The organism is Paraburkholderia adhaesiva (assembly GCF_021390575.1).
Taxonomy (GTDB): Bacteria; Pseudomonadota; Gammaproteobacteria; order Burkholderiales; family Burkholderiaceae; genus Paraburkholderia; species Paraburkholderia adhaesiva.
Genome location: NZ_JAJEJQ010000003.1, coordinates 609516 through 630803 on the forward strand (window position 1 = coordinate 609516; position 21288 = coordinate 630803).

Here is a 21288-nt window from a genome sequence, read left to right on the forward strand (position 1 = left end):
AGTGGAGAAGTTGAATTGCACACTTAGTGCGAGTGGCGCGGATCGCCGCGTTCCTCGATCACCTTGAGGTAAAGCGTGGCCGGTTCGAGGCAGCCGCCCGTCGAAAGCTGCCCGACCATTTGCCGGTAAAGCTCCTGCCACGGCGTCTGCGCCGGCGGCGCTCCAAAAGTTGCCGTCTCACGGCGACGCGCGAGTTCCGCCTCGTCGATCAGCACATTGACGCTGCGCGCATTCAGATCGACGCGGATGCGGTCGTTGGTGCGCAGCAGCGCGAGACCGCCGCCCACCGCTGCTTCCGGCGACATGTTAAGGATCGACGGACTCGCCGACGTACCGCTTTGCCGTCCATCGCCCATGCACGGCAGCGATTCGATACCGCGGCGCAGGAGTTCGGCCGGCGGCGCCATGTTGACCACTTCGGCGCTTCCCGGATACCCCACCGTGCCGCAGCCCCGGATCACGAGGATGCAGTGCTCGTCGATTTCCAGTGACGGGTCGTCGATGCGTGCATGATAGTCCTCCGGCCCTTCGAAGACGATCGCGCGTGCTTCGAAGCTGTTTTCCGCGCCCGGCTCGCTAAGATAGGTCTGACGAAATGCGTCGCCGACGACGGACATCTTCATGATGGCGCTGTCGAAGAAGTTGCCGGACAGCACGATAAAGCCCGCGCGATGCTTGAGCGGCTCGTCGTGCGGCCGGATGACTTCGCGGTCGGCTTCCGGCGCGGTCGAGGCGATCTCTCCGATCGTGCGGCCCGATACAGTCGCACAGTCGCCGTGCAGCAGGCCGGCGGCCGCGATCTGGCGAAGCACGGCGGGCACGCCGCCCGAGCGGTGGAAGCTTTCGCCAAGGTATTCGCCAGCGGGCATGCAGTTGACGAGCAGCGGCACTTGCTCGCCGACGCGCTGCCAGTCGTCGAGGCTCAGTTCGATCCCCATATGACGCGCGATCGCAATCAGATGCGGCGGGCAGTTGGTCGACGCACCCAGTGCGGACGCAACGACGATCGCATTTTCGAACGCGGCGTGGGTCATGATGTGCGACGGACGCATGTCGTCGCGCACCATATCGACGATGCGCTTGCCGGTCGTGTATGCCATCTGGCCACGCTCGCGGTACGCGGCCGGAATGCTGGCGCAGCCTGGCAGCGACATGCCGAGCGCTTCGGCGAGACAGTTCATCGAAAGCGCCGTGCCCATCGTATTGCAGTGACCGATCGAGGGGGAGGACGCGGTGGTCAGCTCCATGAAACCCTCATAGTCGATTTCGCCTGCGGCCAGCAGGTTGCGCGCGTGCCAGATCACGGTGCCCGAGCCGACGCGTTGGCCGTTATGCCAGCCGTCGAGCATCGGCCCGCCGGACAGCACGATGGCAGGCAGGTCGATCGTCGCGGCGGCCATCAGGCAGGCCGGGGTCGTCTTGTCGCATCCGGTGGTCAGCACGACGCCGTCCAGCGGAAAGCCGTGCAGGATTTCCACGAGACCGAGATAAGCGAGGTTGCGGTCGAGCGCGGCGGTGGGACGGCGGCTTTGCTCAGCGAGCGGGTGGACGGGGAACTCCATCGGAATGCCGCCGGCGTCGCGAATGCCCGCTTTGACGCGCTGCGCAAGTTCGATGTGGTGGCGGTTGCAGGGCGCCAGATCGCTGCCCGTCTGCGCGATGCCGATGATCGGGCGGCCCGACTGCAATTCCTCGCGGGTGAGGCCGTAGTTCATGAAACGCTCGACGTACAGCGCGGTCATATCCGCGTGAGCCGGGTCGTCGAACCAGTTCTGGCTTCTCAGCCTGCGCGGTTTGAATTCGGACATCGTGGTCATCTCTCTTGCATGCAAAGGGAAGTTGAGTATTCGCGGGCGGTCGCGGTGGACTCGCCATGCTGCGGGCCATGATAGCCAGCAGTGCCGTCCGGTCGCATTTTCATACACCGTCCGACCGGTCAGTCTAGTTTACTGTTACCGGTAACAGGCCTGCATGTTACGCCTCTCTGGCGATCTCGTACAGCCAAGGGTTATCCCCTGGTAACTCGCATAGTAATCAGGTTTACTAATCAGTCTCGCGAAATCAGGAGCGCACTGGACAAATTGCGGGAATACCCCTGTTCAAACAGGGTTGAAGCGATGCTTGCACGCGTGATATTGTTGCGACGTTACCGATAACATACACCGCCGGCAGCGGCTTCATTTGACCGGCGAACATTGCAGCCAACTGGTTTGAGAGGGTGGAGATCAACGATGGAAAAGCGCGTATCCAAAGCGGTATTCAAGTCCAAGGCGTGCGAACTGTTCCGGCACGTGGAAATGCTGGGGGAGACAGTGGTCGTGACCGATCGAGGTGAGCCTACCGTTGAAATCCGTCCCTACCGAAGCCGTCGCAAGAACCCGCTTGAACTATTGCGCTCCTCCATCGTGAACTTCAGCCTCAAGGGCGAACCCGAGGCGCTCGCGCAGCAGGCCGAGAACGGATGATCACGCTCGATACCCTCGCGCTCGTCTACTGGTTGACCGGAAAGGACGAGTTGGGCGAGGCCGCGCAAAAGGCAATCGATAACGAGCTGAACGGCGGCGAAATCCTGATTTCGACGATCACCGTGATGGATCTGGTGCAATTCGTCGAAGACGGGTGCCTCGAACTTTCGATGGACACCCGTAGCTGGCTTTCCACGCTCATATCGATCGAGGGCGTGCGTATCGTGCCGGTCGATTCCGCTATCGCGGTGCGCGCCGCTTCGATGTCACGCGAGCTGACTTCGCATCAAAGGCTGATTGCGGCCACCGCGCGCACGCTTGGCGGCACGCTTGTCACGCCGGACGCGCGAATGCGGGAATTAACCTATGTGGAAACGGTCTGGTGATGGCGATCCGAACCGCGGCGTGTGATTCGCCGCGGTTCGTCGTCCTTTCTTATAGCCCGTTGCGTTGCATGCGCGTTTTGCGTGGGGCCTGCGCCGACACTGCGCGGCGCAGCTCGAGCGGAGCCGGGCCAGTCGAATCGCGTACCACCAGTTCCGCCGGAAACGTGATGCGCTGCGAGGCAGCATCGAAACCGGCGATCTGCGATAGCAGCGTATTGACCGCGGAGCTCGCCATCTGCTGGAACGGTTGACGAACGGTGGTGAGTGACGGATGAAACTGCTCGGCCATCGGGATGTCGTCGAAGCCGATCACGGAGATGTCGTGGGGCACGCGCAAGCCGGCTTCGCGTACCGCAGCGATAACACCGAACGCACTTTGATCGTTGGCCGTGAAGATCGCCGTGGGCGGCTCGGGCAGCGCGAGCAGCCCGGATGCCACTTCGAACGCAGTCATTTGCGAGAGGTCGCCCGTGACAACGAGTTCCGGATCGTGCGGCAGTCCATGGCGGATCAGCGCGTCGTGATAGCCCCGTTGACGATCGCGCACGCCTTCTATCAATTCGTCGCCGCCGAGATACGCAATTCTCCTGTGTCCGAGTTCGGCCAGATGATCGACCGCGAGCTGCGCGCCGCCATAGTTGTCGACCGACACGGACGGAAAGCGGTTCAGCGTTCCGCGCTGGTCGATCACGACCACCGGCAGGTTCGCGCTCGCGAGCGAATCGAGGCACAACGATTCGCGCGGCAGGATCGCAAGCAGGCCATCGGAAAACTGGCGCACGAGACCCAGCACGTCGTGATGCGTGCGCCGGTCGTCGTCGGAGAGCGTGTAGACGAGGACCTCGCAACCGCCGGCACGCGCCGCACGCCCAGCGCCCAGAATCAGTTCGCTGGAGAACTGCGTGTCGAGCGTCGGGGTAATGATGCCGATGATGCCGTTGCGGCCGCCGGAGAGCTTTTGCGCCGTGCGATTCACGACATAGCCGATATCCGAGGCGATCCTCGTGATTTCGTCACGCGTTTCGCGGGATACGCCGGGCCGCCCGTTGAGTGCGCGCGATGCGGTCATCTGCGACACGCCCGCGAGACGGGCGACGTCTGCGAGTGTCGGGTTTTGTTTTGTCATTGCCTGACAGCCTGTTTCCGGAGATACGTCAGAGTTTGCTTTCAAGTTGAACGTTAGCGCTATCAGTATTCTGCCGGTCATTATCGCAGAACACAAGGCGTTTGGCCGCCGAGCCGGGCAGGGCTGGCACGCACAAAGGCGGAGGCCCGTTATCAGGGCAATGGCTGCGGGTTAGGGTTTTCAGGGAGTCGGGTCACAGGTTAACCCGTATAGCGTTAAGGACCTCGCTTAACTAACATCCAGCAACGTTAAGGCTAACGTAGTGCCTATAACTTCACAACAGAGGAGACGTATCGATGGCGCATGCGGTTCTTTCGAAAGCCCGGCCGGTAGTTGGCGCAGTGGCTCTGGTCTGTTCAATGCTGGCGGCGTCAACTGCCGCAATCGCTGCGGACGCAAAAGTAATCACCGAGTGGGACCAGCAGACCAATGCTACCTCGAGCAAGGTGCTGCGCGACGGCGCAGACCGCTTCGAGAAATCGGTTCCGGGGTACAAGGTCGAGCAGTCGCACGTGCTCAACGAGGCCTACAAGACCAAGCTGAAGGTGGCGTTCGGCGCCAACCAGCCGCCTTGCGTCTTCGAAAACTGGGGCGGCGGTGGCCTGCACGAGTACGTGAAGTCCGGCCAGATCGTCGACCTCACGCCGTACCTGAGCAAGGATCCGGCGTATCGCGACCGCTTCATGAAGGCATCGTGGGATAACACGACGTTCGACGGCAAGACCTACGGTGTTGCTGCCGAAAACGCAGCGACCGCGGTGATCTTCTACAACAAGGAAGTCTTCAAGAAGTACGGCATCACGCCGCCGAAGACGTGGGATGAACTGATGCACGTCGTCGATGTGCTGAAGTCGCACAACGTTGCAGCGTTCTCGCTCGCGAACAAGAACAAGTGGACCGGCTCGATGTACTACATGTACATCGTCGACCGTATCGCTGGTCCGCAAGTCGTGAAGGACGCGCTCGCAGGCAAGGGCAAGGGCTTTGAAGACCCGGCGTTCATCGAAGCCGGCAAGCGCATTCAGGATCTCGTTAAGGCCGGCGCATTCGCACCTGGCATCAACGGTCTTGATTACGACTCGGGTGCTTCGCGCCGTCTGCTGTACACGGGCAAGGCTGCCATGGAGCTGATGGGTGCATGGGAAGCTTCGACGATCGCCAACGAAAACCCTGGCTTCGCGAAGGATCTCGACTTCTTCCCGTTCCCGTCTGTGACGGGCGGCAAGGGTGACCCGCGCGACATGATCGGCACGGTGGGCGATGGCTTCCTGAGCATCTCGACCGAGTGCAAGAACCAGGATGCGGCGTTCAAGCTGATCCAGGCGCTGACCGACGAGCAGGCGATGCAGGCTCGTGCGACGGATGACCACAAGCTTCCGCCGGTCAACAACGTGAAGATCGACGATCCGTTCACGCAGCGTCTGCAGCAACTGCTCGCCGCCGCTCCGAGCGTGCAGCTCTGGTACGACCAGGCACTGCCGCCGGCTCTTGGCGAAATGCACAAGGACACGACGCAACAGTTGTTCGGTCTCTCGATCACGCCTGAGGCCGCTGCGCAGCAAATGCAGGCCGCCTTCAAGAAGGGCGGTTAATTCCCAGTCCTTTAGGAAAGTCCGATCGGCACCGCGAGGTGCCGGTCGGCATGAACGCTCGTGAATATCGCTATTACCGCTACACCTGAACGCCGGCTGCGCTTGTCGTCACAAGCGCTCGTCACGGTTGTGTTTCTCGCACCCGCGATCTTTTTGCTGGCTGTATTCCTGCTCTACCCGCTCATCTCCAGTCTGCAGCTGTCGCTTCTCGACTGGAATGGCCTCGGTAACACGGCCCGTTATGTCGGGTTCGCGAACTGGGAGAAGCTCGCCCACGACACCGTGTTCTGGCACGCGCTCTGGAACAATGTGATTCTTGCTGTCACGTCGATCGCTTTCCAGTTGCCCATCGCGCTCGTGCTCGCCGTCCTGCTGGAAAAAGCGGGCCGTGGCTCGCGCATCCTCAAGATTCTCTATTTTCTGCCGCTGCTCATGTCGAGCGTGGCGATCGGTATTCTGTTCAAGAGCATCTACGATCCGAATTTCGGTCCGCTCAACGCGGCACTGCAAGCGGTCGGTCTCGACAGTCTCGCCAAGGACTGGCTGGGCGACCCGCATTTGTCGCTGGGTTCGACCATCGCCGTCATCATCTGGCAGAACGCGCCGTTCTACATGATTCTGTTCCTCGCCGGCCTCTCGTCGATGCCGGCTGAGGTCAACGAGGCCGCGCTGCTCGACGGCGCTTCCGAGTGGACCATTTTCTGGCGCATCAAGCTGCCGCACCTGCTGGGCACGGTGCGTACGGCTGTGCTCCTGTCCGTGCTCGGATCGCTGCGCTACTTCGACCTCGTGTTCGTCATGACCGGCGGCGGTCCGGAAGGCTCGTCCGAGGTGATGGCCACCTACATGTACCGCACGGTTTTCAATTCGTTCCAGCTCGGCTACGGCAGCACCATTGGCTCGGCGATGTTCCTCATCGTCTGTGCGGTGGCGGCGGTATCGCTGCGCTTCACCCGCCGTTATGCAACCGAGGTCTGATCCATGAGCAAGAAACGTCGATTCCCGCGTGTGGGGATTCCTCTCCTCGCACTGATCTGGCTGGCCGTTACGACGCTTCCGTTTATCTTCATGGTCGCGTCGAGCATGAAGACCCAGGAAGAAAATTTTTCGACGCCCGTGTGGGCGCCGCCGGGTCATCTGTATTTCGGCAACTACGCGGCGGTGATGCAGGGGCCGTACTTCACGTACTTCCGTAACAGCGTGTTCGTGGTGGGCGTGTCGGTGCTGATGATCGTCGTCTTCAGTGCGATGGCGGCCTACGTATTTGCGCGCATGCGTTTCAGGCTGAACAAGCCGCTCTTTGCGCTCATCGTCGCTGGCATGATCGTGCCGCTGCACTCGACGCTCGTGCCGATCTATCTGCTCACGCGTAACCTCGGTCTTTACGACACGCCGTTCGCGCTGTTCGGCCCGTATGTGGCGCTCAGTCTGCCGGTGTCGATCTTCATTCTGACCGAGTTCATGCGCCAGATTCCGCGCGAGCTGGAAGAGGCCGCGCAGCTCGACGGCTGCAGCCCGTTCCGCATCTTCTGGCGTATTTTCTTCCCGCTCTCGGGTCCGGGCCTCGCCACGGTGGCGATCTTCAACGGCATCGGTCTCTGGAACGAGTTCATCTTCGCGTACATCCTCACGTCGACGTCCGAGCACCGTACGTTGCCGCTCGCGATCTGGGATTTCCAGGGGCAGTACGCGTCGAATATTCCCTCGATGCTGGCTGTGCTCGTGCTCACGTCGCTGCCGCTGATCGTTGCCTATGCGTTCGGTCAGGAACGCGTGATCAAGGGGATGATGGCTGGCTCGCTCAAGGGCTGACCCGCATCCAACACCGTCTCGACAACGTGCGGGCCCGCGTGGCCCGCACACCGAACTTCGCGAATTTCGCATAAACCGATATGGCAAGCATTTCTCTCACCAACGTCCAAAAGTCCTACGTGAATGGTCACGCGGTGATTCGTGACGTCAACCTCGAAGTCGGCAAGAACGAGTTTTGCGTCTTTCTCGGGCCGTCGGGCTGTGGCAAGTCCACGCTGTTGCGCATGATCGCCGGTCTCGAATCGATCACGGGCGGCGAGTTGCGCATCGATGGCCAAGTGATGAACGACGTCGAGCCAGCCAAGCGCAAAGTCGCCATGGTGTTCCAGAACTACGCGCTCTATCCGCATATGAGCGTGTACGAGAACATGGCGTTCGGTCTGCGTCAGGCCAAAATCGACAAGGCGACGATCGACACCAAGGTGCGTCGCGCGGCGGCGTCTCTGCAGCTCGATAAACTGCTCGACCGGCGCCCTGCCGCGTTGTCGGGCGGCCAGCGCCAACGTGTCGCGATTGGCCGGGCGATCGTGCGCGAGCCGGGCGTGTTCCTCTTCGACGAGCCGCTCTCGAATCTCGACGCCGCGTTGCGCGTACAGACGCGCACCGAAATCGCACGACTGCATCGCGAATTCGGCGACGCAAGCGCCGTCTACGTCACGCATGACCAGATCGAAGCGATGGCGCTCGCGGACAAGATCGTGCTGCTGCAAACGGACATGCAGCCGGGCAACCATGGCAGCATCGCCCAGATCGGCGCGCCGCTCGATCTCTATCACCGGCCCGCGAGCCGGTTCGTCGCGGGTTTCATCGGCTCGCCGAAGATGAATTTTCTGCCGGGCATCGTGAAGTCCATCGATGAAGGTGGCGTCGAGATCGAACTGACCACGGGCGAGATCATTCGCGCTCGCGTCGATGGTCGTCAGGTCAGCCCGGGCGAGCAGGTCACGCTTGGCGTGCGGCCGGAGCACATGAGACTTGCGAGTGAAGCAGGCGATGTCCAGTCGATCCGCTGCTCGGTGCGCCTCGTCGAGCATATGGGCGAGCACAGCTACGTCCACGTGGAGGGCGGCAGCCATACGCCGGCCATGCTGATCGCCAAGCTCGCGGGTGATAGCCACCTCGTGCGCGATGAGCAGGTCAGCCTCGCACTGCCGGCCAACGCGTGTCACGTGTTCGACAATCGCGACTTCGCCTTGCGGCGCCTCGACTGATTGCGCGGACGGTCTTCGTATTGACGAAACGTCTGACTTAACGTCGCCGATTGCACAACGAATTGAATTTAAAGGAGTCCTTTTGATGTCGCTTCAGCACAAGAGCGAAATCCCGCTCTACCGGGACCCTGATGCCCCGAGTGAGGCACGTGTCGCCGACCTGATGTCGCGCATGTCGCTCGAAGAAAAGATCGCCCAGCTTCACGCCGTCTGGCTGAAGCTGTCGGCCGATGGCAAGCATCAGCCGCGTTCCGAAGATTTCGCACAGCGCGACGCCGGTGTGCCGATCGAGCGTCTGCTGCAGCATGGACTCGGACAGGTGACGCGCCCGCTCGGCACGCATACGGTCGACCCGAAAGAGGGCGTGCGCGCGCTCAATGCCTTGCAGCGGCAGATGGTGGAAGAGACGCGTCTCGGCATTCCGGTGATGGCGCACGAAGAATGTCTCGTGGGTCTGATGACGAAAGATGCCACGCTGTTTCCGTCGCCGCTCAACTATGCGGCGACCTGGAATGCCGAACTGATCGGTCGCGTTGGCGAGATCATCGGCCAGCAGGCGCGTTCGATCGGTTGCCATCAGGGGCTCGCTCCGGTGCTGGACGTCTCGCGCGACCCACGCTGGGGGCGCACGGAAGAAACGTTTGGCGAAGATCCGTATCTCGTCGGCGTGATGGCCTGCCACTATGTGGACGGCTTGCAGGGAGAGCGGCGCGATCTGCTCGCCACGCTCAAGCATTTCGTGGCTCACTCGGCCAGCGAAGGCGCGCGTAACCACGCGCCGGTGCATGTCGGTCCGCGCGAACTCAACGATACCTTCATGCTGCCGTTCGAAATGGCAGTCAAGCTCTCGAATGCTGGCTCGATCATGCCGGCGTATCACGACATCGACGGCGTTCCGTGTCACGCGAACCGCGATCTGCTTGAAGGCGTGCTGCGCGAGAAGTGGGGTTTCGACGGTCTGATCGTGGCCGACTATGCAGGCGTCAATCTGCTCTACACTCACCACGCCGTAGCGCGCGACGCCGCGGCAGCGGCCGCGCTCGCGTTCAACGCGGGCCTCGACGTCGAACTGCCGGGTCATGAGTGCGCGCTGCATCTGGCGGAAGCCATCGAACGCGGCGAAATCAGCCTCGCCACCATCGACGCGGCAGTCGCTCGCGTGCTGCGCACGAAGTTCGACATCGGTCTGTTCGAGCATCCGTACGCCGATCCCGAGAGCGTGAACCTGCGCGGCGCTGAGGCGACCGATGTCGCTCACGAAGTGGCACTGCAGTCTGCTGTTTTGCTGCGCAACGAGGGCGTGTTGCCGCTGAAGCTCGACAGCGCTTCGAAGATTGCCGTGATCGGACCGACCGCTGACGACCCGCTGGCGCTGCTTGCGGGCTACAGTTTCCCTGTACATCTGATCAATAGCGGCGAGCAGTCGGATCTGGCCATGACGACGCCGTTGCAGGCATTGCGCGATCTGCTCGGGAAAGACCGGGTGATTCACGCGCGTGGCTGCCACATCATCGAGGAACGGCGTGCGGGCGCGCCCGTGTTTCCGGGCGACGTGCCATTGGCCGCCATGTCCGAGCACAAGGAAGATGAACTGATCAGCCGGGATACGTCGGACATCCCCGCGGCGGTAGCGGCCGCAAAACAGGCTGAAGTCGCCGTGGTGTTTGTCGGCGATCTGGCCGGACTCTTTCAGTCCGGCACGGTGGGCGAAGGCTCCGACACGGACAGCCTCACGCTGCCCGGCGTGCAACAGGCGCTCCTCGCTGCGGTGGTCGAAAGCGGGACGCCCACGGTGGTGGTGATGACGGGTGGCCGTCCGTACACGCTCGGCGGTCTCGAAGACAAGGTGGCCGCGCAGATCATGGCGTTCGCGCCAGGCGAGAAGGGCGGCGAAGCACTGGCTGAACTGATCACCGGGAAGGCGAATTTCAGTGGACGTCTGCCGCTTTCCGTGCCCAAGAGCGCGGGCGCGGTGCCGTACACCTACAATCACCGGCTCAAGAGTGCGGGCACGCCCGTGGCTTATCACTTCGGATCGCGCTATCCGTTCGGCTTCGGTCTGAGCTATACGCAATTCCAGTTTGACGGGCTTGAACTCTCGACGCAGAAAGCGGCAATCGCGGATGGCACGTTTGAGTTCAGCTTCAACGTGAATAACGTGGGTGCTTGCGACGGCGTAGAAGTCGTGCAGATCTACGTGCATGACAAGATCGCATCTTCCGCGCGGCCTGTGCGCGAACTGAAAGCATTCGCACGCGTTCCTGTTGCTGCAAACGCTTCGGCACGTGTGAGAGTGCGCATTCCGGTGGACATGCTCAATTTCACCGACGCAAGAGGCGAACGTATCGTCGAACCGGGCGACTTCGATCTGATGATCGGCAGTTCGAGCCGGGACATTCACCTGGGCGATACGCTTACCGTAGTGGGCCAGGCGACCCGCACGCTCGAGCGCGACTGGCGCATGGTCAGCGAAGTCGAAATCATCGCGCAATGACAGAAAGCGGCTGGCGCCTGCACGCGGGCGCCAGCAAGCTTGATCTCGTAACAACCTGGGAATCTGGGAATTCTGATGTCGTACGCAATTTATCCAAGCCTCATTGACAAGACCGTCGTGATTACGGGCGGTGGTAGCGGCATAGGGGCCGCCATGGTCGAGGCGTTCGCAGCGCAAGGCGCGCGCGTATTCTTTCTGGACGTGGCGGAAAAGGATTCGCTCGATCTTCAGGAAAAGCTTCGTGATTCGACGCATCCGCCGGTGTTTTACCGTTGTGATCTGCGCGATCTCGATGCGCTGAAAGCCACGTTTTCCGATATCGCCGGGCGCGGCGGCCCGGTCGAAGTGCTGATCAACAACGCCGCCAACGACGACCGCCACGAAGTGAGCGATGTGAGCCCGGCCTACTGGGACCAACGCATCGAGGTCAACCTGCGCCACCAGTTTTTCTGCGCGCAAGCGGTCGCGGACGGTATGCGCGAACTCGGGCGCGGCGTGATCCTGAATCTGGGCTCGATTTCGTGGCACCTGGCGACGGCCAATCTGAGCATCTACATGACCGCAAAGGCGGGCATCGAAGGACTCACGCGCGGCCTTGCACGGGATTTCGGCGCGCACGGCATCCGCGTGAACTGCATTATTCCGGGCGCCGTGCGTACACCGCGGCAGATGCAACTCTGGCAATCGCCGGAAAGCGAAGCGAAGATCGTCGCGGATCAATGCCTGCAGCAGCGCATTGACCCGGAGCACGTCGCACGGATGGCGCTGTTTCTCGCCTCCGACGACGCAGCCCGCTGCTCGGGCCGCGATTATTTCGTCGATGCGGGATGGTACGGCGGATGAATTCCACAACACCCGTTTGCGTCTGGCCCGTAGAGGCAGTGCTTGGCGAAGGACCCGTATGGCGTGCCAGTGAAGGCGCCGTTTACTTCGTCGATATCAAGCAGCACAAGCTGCATCGCCTTTCGACAGCGACCGGCGAAACCCGCACGTGGAGCGCGCCCGCGCAGATCGGCTTTGTCGCGCCGTATTCCGATGACACTTTCGTGTGCGGCGTGCAAGGCGGTCTCTACCGCTTCGCGCCGTCAACCGGTCAGTTCGAACTGCTCAAGCGAATCGAAAGCGAGCTTCCGGGCAACCGTCTCAATGACGGGTATGCCGATGCGCGTGGCCGTCTCTGGTTCGGCTCGATGGATGACGCCGAGGTCGACCCCAGCGGTTCGTTGTACATGGTCGGTGAAAATGGCGAAGTTGTCGTTCGCGATAGCGGCTATGTGATTACGAATGGGCCGGCGATGAGCCCGGACGGTCGCACGCTTTACCATGGTGACACCATGGAGCGGGTCGTTTACGCATTCGATGTCGCGAGCGACGGAACCTTGAGCGGCCAGCGCACGTTCGCGGCGATCTCGGGTACTGGGTATCCGGACGGTATGGCCGTGGATTCGGAAGGCTTTGTGTGGATCGCGCTCTTTGGCGGCGCTCGCATCGAACGCTATTCTCCGGCCGGCGCGCTCGTGGAGCAGATTGCGTTTCCCTGCTCGAACGTCACGAAGCTCGCGTTCGGTGGTGATGACTTGCGCACTGTGTACGCGACCACGGCCCGCAAGGGTCTTTCGCAAGAGCAGTTGAGCGAGCAGCCATTGGCTGGGGGACTGTTTTCATTCCGTTCGCCTGTCCCGGGGCAAGCGCAAGCCGCGTGCACCGCGGCGCTGGGGTGAAGCACGCGTTGCGCCGTGCGCGCCCTTTCGCGGAGTCAACCGGTATCATACGGGTTCTAACACTCCACGGCTTCCGCTCATGAGCGCAACGCCCGCTCTCCCGCTTTCCGTACCGCCCCGCATGTCGGATGTTGCCCGGCTCGCCGGGGTATCGAAGATGACTGTTTCCCGCGTGCTGGCGGGAGGCAATGTATCGCAGGCTACGCGCGAGCGGGTCCAGAAGGTCATCGACGAACTCGGCTACGTGGCCGACGCCGCAGCGGGCGCCTTGTCGTCGGGGCGCTCCGATTTCGTCGCCGTGCTGGTGCCGTCACTCTCCAGCTCCAACTTTTCCGATACCGTGCGCGGGCTCAGCGTGGCGCTTGCGCCTCACGGCCTGCAACTTCTGCTCGGCGACACCGATTACCGGCTCGAAGAAGAGGAGCAACTCGTCCGCTCGATGCTGCGCTATCAACCGCGATGCGTGGCGCTCACCGGAAGACATCACACCGATGCGACCCGCACGCTGCTGCAGCGCGCGGGCATTCCGGTCGTCGAAATGTGGGATTTGCCGAGCGATCCGATCGACATGAGCGTGGGTTTCTCGAATTCGAGGGCCGCGCGCGCGATGGTGCGGTATCTGCACGAGAAGGGTTATAAGCGCATTGGCTATCTCGGCGGCGCGAGCGAACTCGACCGACGCGGTCTTGAACGGATGCGGGGCTACGTCGCCCAGATCAAGGCGCTCGGTCTTGGCGAGCCGCGGGTCATTCGGCTCGGCGAATCACCGATCACCATGAGCCATGGCGCACCGGCGCTCGCTGCGTTGCTCGAAGCATGGCCCGACACGGACGCGGTGATGTGCGTGAGCGACATGTCCGCTTTCGGCGCAATCATGGAATGTCATCGACGTGGTATGTCGGTGCCTGATGATATTGCAATCGCGGGATTCGGCGACTTCGAGGTTGCCGCGTGCTGCCACCCCACGATTACGACGGTCTCCGTGGATGCCTACGGCATCGGGCTGCGTGCCGGCGACGCTTTGCTGGCCGCGCTCGGCGTGGCTGCGCCGGATGCGTCCACCCAGGAGACGCAGCCGCGCGCGAAGGCCACCAAGGTCGAATTCACGGTCGTTGCGCGAGAGAGCGCTTAAACCGCTGCGCACACACAGTCCCGTGCCGCACGAGAGCGGCTTGGCGAGCGTAGAACGCATTAGCCTGCGAATTCCCGTCTATTTGACGAAAATGCGGTATATTCCAATACTGAAAGACGGAGTCCGATTCCGGGCGCAATTCATGCGACCCCACGAAATGCCCCAATCATGACCCGCAGGCGTCCGTCAAACCATCGGTTGCCAGGGTTTGGTGGAAGGGCAATAAATCGAGCGAGCTGCGATAGATACACCATGCCAGTCACTTACTTTCGTAATCTCACAGGCAAGGATCGCAACAACAGCTCCAATCGGCATCTCGGCTTTTCGCTTGCGTTCGTTGCGGGCGCCGCTAACGCGGGTGGCTTTCTCGCCGTCAAACAATATACGTCGCACATGAGCGGCATCGTGTCCGCCATCGCCGACGAAGCAGCGCTCGGCAACGTCACCTATGTGTTTGCCGGCGTCGCGTCGCTCTCATCGTTCGTGCTCGGCGCGGCATGTTCCGCGGTGCTCATCAACTGGGGACGGCGCAGACAGTTGCATAGCCGGTACGCCCTGCCATTGCTGCTCGAAGCTGTTCTGCTGCTGTTTTTCGGTCTGCTCGGCGGCCATCTCGCGCTGTGGCAGGCGTTGTTCGTGCCCTTCACGGTGGTCCTGCTGTGCTTCATCATGGGGCTGCAGAACGCGATCATCACGAAGCTGTCGAATGCCGAAATCCGCACGACGCACATGACGGGCATTGTCACCGACCTCGGTATTGAACTCGGCAAGCTGTTCTACTGGAATTCGAGTCGCATGCGATCAGGCGAGTCCGACGTGTATGCGGACCGGCAGAAGCTGCGCGTGCTCGGCACGATGCTCACGATGTTTCTTTCTGGCGCTTTTGCAGGGGCGCTTGGCTTCAAGCACGTCGGCTACTCCGCAACCATTCTGCTGGCCGGCATCCTGGTCGTGCTGGCCGCCGTGCCGATGGCCGATGATCTTCGCGAATGGGCGAGGCGTCCGGGTAGCACCGCACGCTGACATTGCATCATCGCGCCTGGGGGCTTTCCAGGCTCCTGTTGTGCGAGCCTCAGGTCAGTTCACCGACTCCCGCAGAATGATGCCGCCCAGTTCGGCAAGTCTCGTCGCATCGACACGCACGCTCGGGCACGAGATACCGGCGGTGGCAATCATCTCGCCGTGTTCGTCATAAACCGGACGCGCCACGCAGCGGATGCCATCCGTAAACTCCTCATCGTCGATCGCATAGCCTCGTTCACGCGTGCGTTCCAGATCTTCTGCCAGGGCCCGGGCGGAGGTCAGCGTATGGGACGTGTGGGCCACGAGATCGGAGGGCATTTCGGCGTGCCCGAATGCGAGGAAGGCCTTGCCGAGCGCTGTGCAATGCAGCGGCGACAATGAGCCGATCGGATGATCGACTTTTAGCGGGAGCGTCGAGTCCACCTTGTCGATGTACCAGACGCGTTGACCCACGAGGACGGCGAGGTGCGTGCATTCACCAGTGGATGCCGCAATCCTTTCGAGCGCCGGCCGCCAGTTTTCCTTCACAGCCACGACTTCCTCCAGCGTGCGCTGCACCGGCTCACCCGATGACTTTCCGTTTGATACCAGATAGCGCCGGCTTTGATCCTGTTTTGCATAGCCGGAGGCGACGAGCGTCTTCAGAAGATGAGCGGCGATGGATTTGTCCACGCCGAGAACCGACGCAATTTCCGTGAGCCGCACCGGTCCGCGATTAGTGCGCAGGTAAGTCAGCGCATCGAGACCACGGGTCAAAGACTGAAGTAGTCGCATAAAAAGTCCGGACGTGGACACCAGAAGTTTGACTATCCAAAACAACGGCTCAATACACCTAGAGTTTTATATGTGAAAACATCGATGATCAAATCTCATGAGCTAGGGATTTTCACTGATTTTCGCGTCGATGCGTGATCGATTGTTGACGCCTTGCAAATTTACGCCGACGATGTGCCGGCGGTCTAGATGCTGATCGTGCATGTATCGGTCCAAATAGTTTTGCATATACAAACTTTATGGAGGACGACATGTCGGGCGAACAAGGAATAAGACGCCGCGCGCTCCTGCTCGTGGCATTGCTTGCAACAGTTGTGGGATTCTCGTCGGTTGCCTCGGCGGATTCGGGCGACGTGACGATCAGCCACTATTTCACGGGTGACCTGGGGCTGAAGGCGTTCAACGACCAGCTCGCGAAATTCACGCAGGCAACCGGCATTGCCGTCAAGCAAAGCCCGGTGGGACATGAGGATTTCAAGTCGGTGATTCTCGTGCGTGCAGCCGGGCACAGCCTGCCCGACGTATTCAGCTATTGGGCTGGCGCGCGTGTGCAATTCATCGTCAACTCGGGAAGCCTGCGACCCATCGACGGCATGTGGAAATCCGCGGGACTCGATTCGACCATCTCGAAGCAGGTCGCCGCGAGCGCGACGAGCTACAACGGGCATCGCTATCTGATTCCGGTCGACTACCACTACGTTGGCCTGTTCTATAACCCGAAGGTCATGGCCAAAGCCGGCATTACGACAATGCCGACGACCTGGGATGGATTCCTCGCGTTGTGCAAACAGCTGAAGGAGCAGGGCATTACGCCGATTGCCCTGGGTTCGAAGAATCGCTGGCCGGCGCAGTTCTGGTTCGATTACATGCTGCTGCGCACGGCGGGACCCGAGTACCGGCAAAAGCTGATGTCGGGTCATGCCCGATATGATGATCCGCAAGTCGCATCGGTGATGGCGCAATGGAAGTCGCTGATCGACGCCGGGTACTTCGCCGACAACGCCAACGCGCTCGACTGGACCGACGCCGCAGACAAGGTCGCACGCGGCGAGGCAGCGATGACACTTATGGGTACGTGGATCACCGGATACTGGAACGGTAACAACCTCGTGCCGGGCAAGGACTATGACGTCAGCGTCTTCCCGCAGATCAAGGCAGGCGTGCCCAATGTTGCGGTGGGCCCAGTGGATGGTCTGGTCATCGCGGCCAATGCGAAGAACGTCGCCGGTAGCGAGAAGCTGCTCGACTACATGGTGACCAACACCGACGTGCAGTCCGCCTGGACCACGGCACAGGGTGCTCTCTCCGCCAACGTGAAGATCGACCCGTCCCACTACAGCGTGGTGATGCAGAAGGCAGCCACCGCGGTTGAGAAGGCACAGGTATTCGCCTTCAACTACGACCTCGCTACGCCACCTCCGGTGGCTGAAGTTGGCCTGTCGATGTTCGCGAAGTTCATGGACAAGCCGTCCGACGTCAAGGCCATGTTGAGCCAGACACAGGCCGACGCACAGGCCGCGTTCAAGAAGCAGTAAAACCGCTCGTGAAGTTGGTCCGCCCACGGGTGGTCCAACTTCCGTTTCGCCCGGAATCACCCGGAATAACGCGGGATCACTCTGGAAGCAAGATGAAAAAGCGTGACCAGTTATGGCGCCTGCTCTTTCTACTGTTGCCTCTGGGCGTTTTTGGAACGCTGGTGGTGGCGCCGCTACTGTCTTCGTTTTTCTACAGCTTCACCGACTGGAACGGTTTTTCCTCCAACTATGATTTTGTCGGCCTGTCCAATTTCACGCGCCTCGCTGACGATCATCTCTTCTCGCACTCCGCGCTTAACACCGCGATCTGGATCGTGGCCGCGATTGCCCTGCCGACGCTGCTGGGCCTCGGACTGGCGCTCCTGCTCGATTCAAGGGTAACGGGCGGCCGCCTGTTCAAGAGTATTTTCTATTTACCGATTTGCCTGTCGGCTGTGATCGTTGGCCAGATCTGGGTATGGATCTATCAGCCGGACTGGGGTTTGTTCAACCTGTTTCTGTCTCATGTTTCGGGGAGCCGCTATAACTACGCGTGGCTGGCGAAACCCGATACGGCGCTGTGGTCTGTGATCCTGGCGTGGTCATGGCAGCAGACTGGCCTGTCGATGGTGATCTATCTCGCGGGGCTCACCGCGATTCCCTCGGAAATGCTGGAGGTTTGCGACATCGAGGGTACGAGCCGCTGGCAGCGGATCCGCCTCGTCATCCTGCCGTTGCTGACGCCGTCCACCGTAGTCGCGGTTGCGTTGTCGGTCATCAATTCGCTTAAAGGGTTCGACATCCTCTACATCATGACGGGAGGCGGCCCCTTCAATAGCTCGGACACGCTTGCCATGCACATGTACAACGAGAGCTTCAAGAAATATCACATGGGCTATGGCAGCGCGATTTCCGTGGTGCTGTTTCTGATCGCCTTGTCCGTTATCGGGCTGTATTTCCGCCAACTGCGCAAGGTGGATCGCATCTATGGATGAGCGCCTGCATTCGCGGTTCGATCCGGCAAGAGCCGCCATATTCACGATTCTGGCGGTGCTGGCGATCTTGTTCCTGTTGCCGACCGTCGGCGTGCTGCTCTCGTCGGTCAAGGAACAACGCGATATAGCAACGGGCGATCTCTGGAACCTGCCTTCGAGTCTGTATCTCGGCAATTTTATCGACGTGCTCTCGAATCCTTCGGTGCACCAGTATTTTGTGAATACCTTGATTGTGACCGTGCCGGCAACCATTGCATCGACGGCGCTTGGATCGCTCGCCGGTTATGTCTTCGCCAAGATGCCTTTTCGCGGGTCGAACGTTCTGTTTCTGATCGTGGTGTCCGGCATGTTCTTTCCGCCGCAGGTCATTCTGATTCCACTGTTCCGGCTCTTCAATTTCTTTGGGCTTATCGACACACTCTGGCCGATCTTTCTGGTGCACACCGCGCTGGGCATTCCTATCTGTACGCTGTTGATGCGCAATTTTTTCTCGACAGTGCCGACCGCATTACGTGAAGCGGCGATCATGGAAGGCGCGTCCGAGCTACGCGTACTGCTGATGGTCGTTCTGCCGCTTAGTCTGCCCGCGCTGGCCGTACTCGCGACATTGCAGTTCACGTGGATCTGGAATGACTTCCTCTGGCCGCTCGTTTTCACGCAGTCCGACGACGAGCGCACCATCATGGTCGGCATCGTCAATCTGACTGGGCAGTACTCCGTTGCGTGGGGTGTGCAGGGCGCATTGTCAATCGTGGCGAGTCTGCCGACGCTGCTCGTGTTCCTGTTCTTCCAGCGCTATTTCATCAAGGGCATGACCATGGGCGCGGTAAAAGGGTGATCGAATGGCGCAATTAAGCCTGCTTGATATCCGCAAGTCGTTTGGCGACCATGATGTGATCCACGGTGTGGATCTCGACGTCGCCGATGGCGAATTCGTTGTTTTCGTCGGCCCTTCGGGTTGCGGCAAATCGACGATGCTGCGAATGATCGCGGGCCTCGAAGAAGTCTCCGGCGGGACGATCCGTATCGATGGCCGCGATGTGACCGGCGTATCGCCGTCGCAGCGGGAAATCGCGATGGTATTCCAGTCCTATGCGTTGTTTCCGCATATGACCGTCGCGGAAAACATCGGTTTCGGATTACGTATTTCCGGCGCGAGCAAGCGTGATATCAAGCGGCGGGTCGGCGAAGTGGCAACGACCTTGCAACTCGATAGACTGCTTGAGCGGTTCCCGAGAGAGTTGTCGGGCGGCCAGCGGCAACGTGTTGCCATCGGGCGCGCCATCATTCGCAATCCGAAGGTATTTCTCTTCGACGAGCCGTTGTCGAATCTCGATGCCGCCCTGCGTGTGCAGATGCGGCTGGAGATTGCACGCCTGCATGCGGATCTTCGCGCGACGATGGTGTACGTCACGCACGATCAGGTCGAGGCGATGACGCTGGCAGACAGGATCGTGGTTTTCAATGGCGGCAAGGTCGAACAGGTCGGAACGCCGATGGAACTCTACGAGCGCCCAGCGAACCTCTTTGTCGCCCGATTCATCGGAGCGCCCGCCATGAACGTGTTGCCCGATTCGGTCTGGACGTGGCTTTCGGCGTCCGGTAGCGACAGTAGCCGTGCTGCACCCGAAGGGCTTGCGAGCGTCGGCATTCGGCCGGAGAACATCGCTTTGTGTGAGCGTGCTGATGAGCACCTTGCCGGGCGGATCGAGCTTATTGAGCGGCTCGGCGCAGAAACGTTGTATTACGTCAGGATCGGAGAAGGGCTCCCCTCAATCACGGTGCGATCGGCTATTGCGCATGACGTCCGCCGAGGAGACGAGGTGGGGTTAAGCGTGGACACGTCGAAGCTGCATTGCTTCGACAACGCCGGGCAGCGCATCGAGGATCAAGTCGATCGTACCGGTTCAAACAACGCCCTGAACACAGAAAGCCTTCAGACGGAGGGAGAAAAATGACACGGTCCACTATTCGCGTTGGTTTCATCGGTGCGGGTCGTATCTCCGATCTACACGCAATCGAATATTTGCAGAATCCGGCGGCGCGCATCGTAGGCATCTGTGATCGCAATGTTGACGCGGCCCGCGCCAAGCTCGCCTCGTGGGGCATTGCCGATGTGACCGTCGACGAGGACGTGGATCGTTTCCTTGCGCGAGCAGACATCGATCTGGTCGAAATACTGCTGCCGCATCATCTTCATCTCCCTGTGGCGCTGAAGGCCATGGCGGCAGGCAAGATCGTCTCGCTGCAAAAACCAATGTGCGTCGATCTCGCCGAAGCGGACCGGTTGGTTGAAGCCGTCGACACGTATGAGCGGCCCTTTAAGGTCTTCGAAAACTTCATTTTTTATCCGCCTGTGCTGAAGGCGCGCGAACTTGTCGATCAAGGGGCGATTGGCACACCGTTGTCGATCCGTATCAAGTCGAATCCCGCGCGCAGCGCGACGGCGTGGGAGGTTCCGGCTTCCGCGTCGGCCTGGCGCAGCGAGAAGGCCCAGGCCGGCGGCGGACCACTGGTCTTCGACGACGGGCATCACAAGTTCGCGCTCGCATGGCATTTCATGGGCGACCCGGAAGAAGTGCACGCGTTTATCGGCGATACCGAAGGCCCGGGGGGCATGCGCTTCGATGCGCAGTCGATTGTCTCATTCAGGTTCCCGGGAAACCGGATCGGCAATCTGGAAATCGTGTACTCGCCGGACATGGAACTCGCCACGCGACACTATGCGCAGGACGATCGCGTCGAGATTACCGGCACCGCCGGCGTGTTGTTCATCAATGGCGGTCACGGACGCCTGGGTGCAACGCCACCGGTGACGTTGTATCGGGATGGCCAGATTACGACCTGGGATGTGCCGAGCGGCTGGGAGCAAAGCTTCGTGCTATCGACCCGCCATTTCCTGAATGCGCTTCAGACGGGTGGGGCGCCGGTGTTGACGGCACGCGAAGCCAGGCAGGTGCTTCGATTCTCGTCGGCTGCCGAGCAATCGGCGCGTGAAGGCAAGGCAATACGCCTGGCGCTTTGATCCCGCGAGGACATCTCC

The 21288-nt window shown here is 60.9% G+C and carries 19 protein-coding genes; 16 read left to right on the forward strand and 3 right to left on the reverse strand.

The window, feature by feature from the left end:
- Positions 1–23: 23 nt before the first annotated feature.
- Positions 24–1808: an IlvD/Edd family dehydratase gene (locus L0U80_RS26830; RefSeq protein ID WP_233873190.1), complete on the reverse strand. Its 1785-nt coding sequence runs from the start codon at positions 1806–1808 to the stop codon at positions 24–26.
- A 423-nt stretch (positions 1809–2231) separates the two neighbouring features.
- Between L0U80_RS26830 and L0U80_RS26835 the strand changes: the two genes are divergently transcribed.
- Both L0U80_RS26835 and L0U80_RS26840 read left to right on the forward strand, forming a co-directional pair.
- On the forward strand, positions 2232–2465 hold the full coding sequence (locus tag L0U80_RS26835; RefSeq protein ID WP_233873193.1) for a type II toxin-antitoxin system Phd/YefM family antitoxin: 234 nt from the start codon (positions 2232–2234) through the stop codon (positions 2463–2465).
- Complete coding sequence (locus L0U80_RS26840) at positions 2462–2851, forward strand: type II toxin-antitoxin system VapC family toxin (RefSeq protein ID WP_233873196.1); 390 nt, start codon at positions 2462–2464, stop codon at positions 2849–2851. The genes L0U80_RS26835 and L0U80_RS26840 overlap by 4 nt, the downstream gene beginning before the upstream one ends.
- A gap of 49 nt (positions 2852–2900) precedes the next feature.
- Here L0U80_RS26840 and L0U80_RS26845 read toward each other — a convergent pair whose 3' ends face one another.
- A complete protein-coding gene (locus L0U80_RS26845; RefSeq protein ID WP_233873199.1) occupies positions 2901–3977 on the reverse strand; it encodes a LacI family DNA-binding transcriptional regulator in 1077 nt (358 codons plus the stop codon).
- 296 nt (positions 3978–4273) lie between these two features.
- Between L0U80_RS26845 and L0U80_RS26850 the strand changes: the two genes are divergently transcribed.
- The 9 genes from L0U80_RS26850 (at position 4274) to L0U80_RS26890 (ending at position 14962) form a co-directional block, all read left to right on the forward strand.
- Positions 4274–5569 (forward strand): extracellular solute-binding protein, encoded by a 1296-nt coding sequence (locus tag L0U80_RS26850; RefSeq protein ID WP_233873201.1) that lies wholly within the window; start codon positions 4274–4276, stop codon positions 5567–5569.
- Positions 5570–5629: 60 nt separating this feature from the next.
- Positions 5630–6547 (forward strand): carbohydrate ABC transporter permease, encoded by a 918-nt coding sequence (locus tag L0U80_RS26855; RefSeq protein WP_233873202.1) that lies wholly within the window; start codon positions 5630–5632, stop codon positions 6545–6547.
- Positions 6548–6550: 3 nt separating this feature from the next.
- A complete protein-coding gene (locus tag L0U80_RS26860; RefSeq protein WP_233873205.1) occupies positions 6551–7381 on the forward strand; it encodes a carbohydrate ABC transporter permease in 831 nt (276 codons plus the stop codon).
- An 80-nt stretch (positions 7382–7461) separates the two neighbouring features.
- Positions 7462–8592 (forward strand): ABC transporter ATP-binding protein, encoded by a 1131-nt coding sequence (locus L0U80_RS26865; RefSeq protein WP_233873209.1) that lies wholly within the window; start codon positions 7462–7464, stop codon positions 8590–8592.
- 85 nt (positions 8593–8677) lie between these two features.
- Positions 8678–11086, forward strand: coding sequence for a glycoside hydrolase family 3 N-terminal domain-containing protein (locus L0U80_RS26870; RefSeq protein ID WP_233873214.1), 2409 nt, complete (start codon positions 8678–8680; stop codon positions 11084–11086).
- A gap of 75 nt (positions 11087–11161) precedes the next feature.
- Entirely contained in the window at positions 11162–11929 is a 768-nt protein-coding gene (gene xylB / locus L0U80_RS26875; RefSeq protein ID WP_233873216.1) for a D-xylose 1-dehydrogenase, read from the forward strand.
- Positions 11926–12807 (forward strand): SMP-30/gluconolactonase/LRE family protein, encoded by an 882-nt coding sequence (locus L0U80_RS26880; RefSeq protein ID WP_233873219.1) that lies wholly within the window; start codon positions 11926–11928, stop codon positions 12805–12807. Before xylB ends, L0U80_RS26880 begins: the two co-directional genes overlap by 4 nt.
- A gap of 79 nt (positions 12808–12886) precedes the next feature.
- A complete protein-coding gene (locus L0U80_RS26885; RefSeq protein ID WP_233873222.1) occupies positions 12887–13939 on the forward strand; it encodes a LacI family DNA-binding transcriptional regulator in 1053 nt (350 codons plus the stop codon).
- Positions 13940–14191: 252 nt separating this feature from the next.
- Positions 14192–14962: a YoaK family protein gene (locus L0U80_RS26890; protein ID WP_233873227.1), complete on the forward strand. Its 771-nt coding sequence runs from the start codon at positions 14192–14194 to the stop codon at positions 14960–14962.
- 54 nt (positions 14963–15016) lie between these two features.
- Here the strand turns inward: L0U80_RS26890 and L0U80_RS26895 are convergent, their stop codons facing one another.
- Positions 15017–15736: an IclR family transcriptional regulator gene (locus L0U80_RS26895; RefSeq protein WP_233873231.1), complete on the reverse strand. Its 720-nt coding sequence runs from the start codon at positions 15734–15736 to the stop codon at positions 15017–15019.
- 251 nt (positions 15737–15987) lie between these two features.
- Here L0U80_RS26895 and L0U80_RS26900 point away from each other — a divergent pair, with 251 nt between their 5' ends.
- The 5 genes from L0U80_RS26900 to L0U80_RS26920 all read left to right on the forward strand — a co-directional run bounded on the left by L0U80_RS26900 (position 15988) and on the right by L0U80_RS26920 (position 21270).
- On the forward strand, positions 15988–17271 hold the full coding sequence (locus L0U80_RS26900; protein ID WP_233873234.1) for an ABC transporter substrate-binding protein: 1284 nt from the start codon (positions 15988–15990) through the stop codon (positions 17269–17271).
- A gap of 92 nt (positions 17272–17363) precedes the next feature.
- Entirely contained in the window at positions 17364–18245 is an 882-nt protein-coding gene (locus L0U80_RS26905; protein WP_233873237.1) for a carbohydrate ABC transporter permease, read from the forward strand.
- Complete coding sequence (locus L0U80_RS26910; protein ID WP_233873240.1) at positions 18238–19083, forward strand: carbohydrate ABC transporter permease; 846 nt, start codon at positions 18238–18240, stop codon at positions 19081–19083. The genes L0U80_RS26905 and L0U80_RS26910 overlap by 8 nt, the downstream gene beginning before the upstream one ends.
- 4 nt (positions 19084–19087) lie before the next feature.
- Positions 19088–20203 (forward strand): ABC transporter ATP-binding protein, encoded by a 1116-nt coding sequence (locus L0U80_RS26915; protein WP_233873243.1) that lies wholly within the window; start codon positions 19088–19090, stop codon positions 20201–20203.
- The gene (locus L0U80_RS26920) at positions 20200–21270 is read left to right on the forward strand and encodes a Gfo/Idh/MocA family protein (RefSeq protein WP_233873246.1); all 1071 of its coding nucleotides are present in this window, start codon (positions 20200–20202) and stop codon (positions 21268–21270) included. The genes L0U80_RS26915 and L0U80_RS26920 overlap by 4 nt, the downstream gene beginning before the upstream one ends.
- The last annotated feature ends 18 nt before the right edge of the window (positions 21271–21288 follow it).

Coding starts and splice junctions, on each gene's coding strand:
- L0U80_RS26830 (WP_233873190.1), bottom strand. CDS start 1,808: ATGTCCGAATTCAAACCGCGCAGGCTGAGAAGCCAGAACTGGTTCGAC.
- L0U80_RS26890 (WP_233873227.1), top strand. CDS start 14,192: ATGCCAGTCACTTACTTTCGTAATCTCACAGGCAAGGATCGCAACAAC.
- L0U80_RS26915 (WP_233873243.1), top strand. CDS start 19,088: ATGGCGCAATTAAGCCTGCTTGATATCCGCAAGTCGTTTGGCGACCAT.
- L0U80_RS26840 (WP_233873196.1), top strand. CDS start 2,462: ATGATCACGCTCGATACCCTCGCGCTCGTCTACTGGTTGACCGGAAAG.
- L0U80_RS26900 (WP_233873234.1), top strand. CDS start 15,988: ATGTCGGGCGAACAAGGAATAAGACGCCGCGCGCTCCTGCTCGTGGCA.
- L0U80_RS26865 (WP_233873209.1), top strand. CDS start 7,462: ATGGCAAGCATTTCTCTCACCAACGTCCAAAAGTCCTACGTGAATGGT.
- L0U80_RS26850 (WP_233873201.1), top strand. CDS start 4,274: ATGGCGCATGCGGTTCTTTCGAAAGCCCGGCCGGTAGTTGGCGCAGTG.
- L0U80_RS26920 (WP_233873246.1), top strand. CDS start 20,200: ATGACACGGTCCACTATTCGCGTTGGTTTCATCGGTGCGGGTCGTATC.
- L0U80_RS26905 (WP_233873237.1), top strand. CDS start 17,364: ATGAAAAAGCGTGACCAGTTATGGCGCCTGCTCTTTCTACTGTTGCCT.
- L0U80_RS26870 (WP_233873214.1), top strand. CDS start 8,678: ATGTCGCTTCAGCACAAGAGCGAAATCCCGCTCTACCGGGACCCTGAT.
- L0U80_RS26860 (WP_233873205.1), top strand. CDS start 6,551: ATGAGCAAGAAACGTCGATTCCCGCGTGTGGGGATTCCTCTCCTCGCA.
- L0U80_RS26910 (WP_233873240.1), top strand. CDS start 18,238: ATGGATGAGCGCCTGCATTCGCGGTTCGATCCGGCAAGAGCCGCCATA.
- L0U80_RS26835 (WP_233873193.1), top strand. CDS start 2,232: ATGGAAAAGCGCGTATCCAAAGCGGTATTCAAGTCCAAGGCGTGCGAA.
- L0U80_RS26895 (WP_233873231.1), bottom strand. CDS start 15,736: ATGCGACTACTTCAGTCTTTGACCCGTGGTCTCGATGCGCTGACTTAC.
- L0U80_RS26845 (WP_233873199.1), bottom strand. CDS start 3,977: ATGACAAAACAAAACCCGACACTCGCAGACGTCGCCCGTCTCGCGGGC.
- L0U80_RS26880 (WP_233873219.1), top strand. CDS start 11,926: ATGAATTCCACAACACCCGTTTGCGTCTGGCCCGTAGAGGCAGTGCTT.
- L0U80_RS26885 (WP_233873222.1), top strand. CDS start 12,887: ATGAGCGCAACGCCCGCTCTCCCGCTTTCCGTACCGCCCCGCATGTCG.
- xylB (WP_233873216.1), top strand. CDS start 11,162: ATGTCGTACGCAATTTATCCAAGCCTCATTGACAAGACCGTCGTGATT.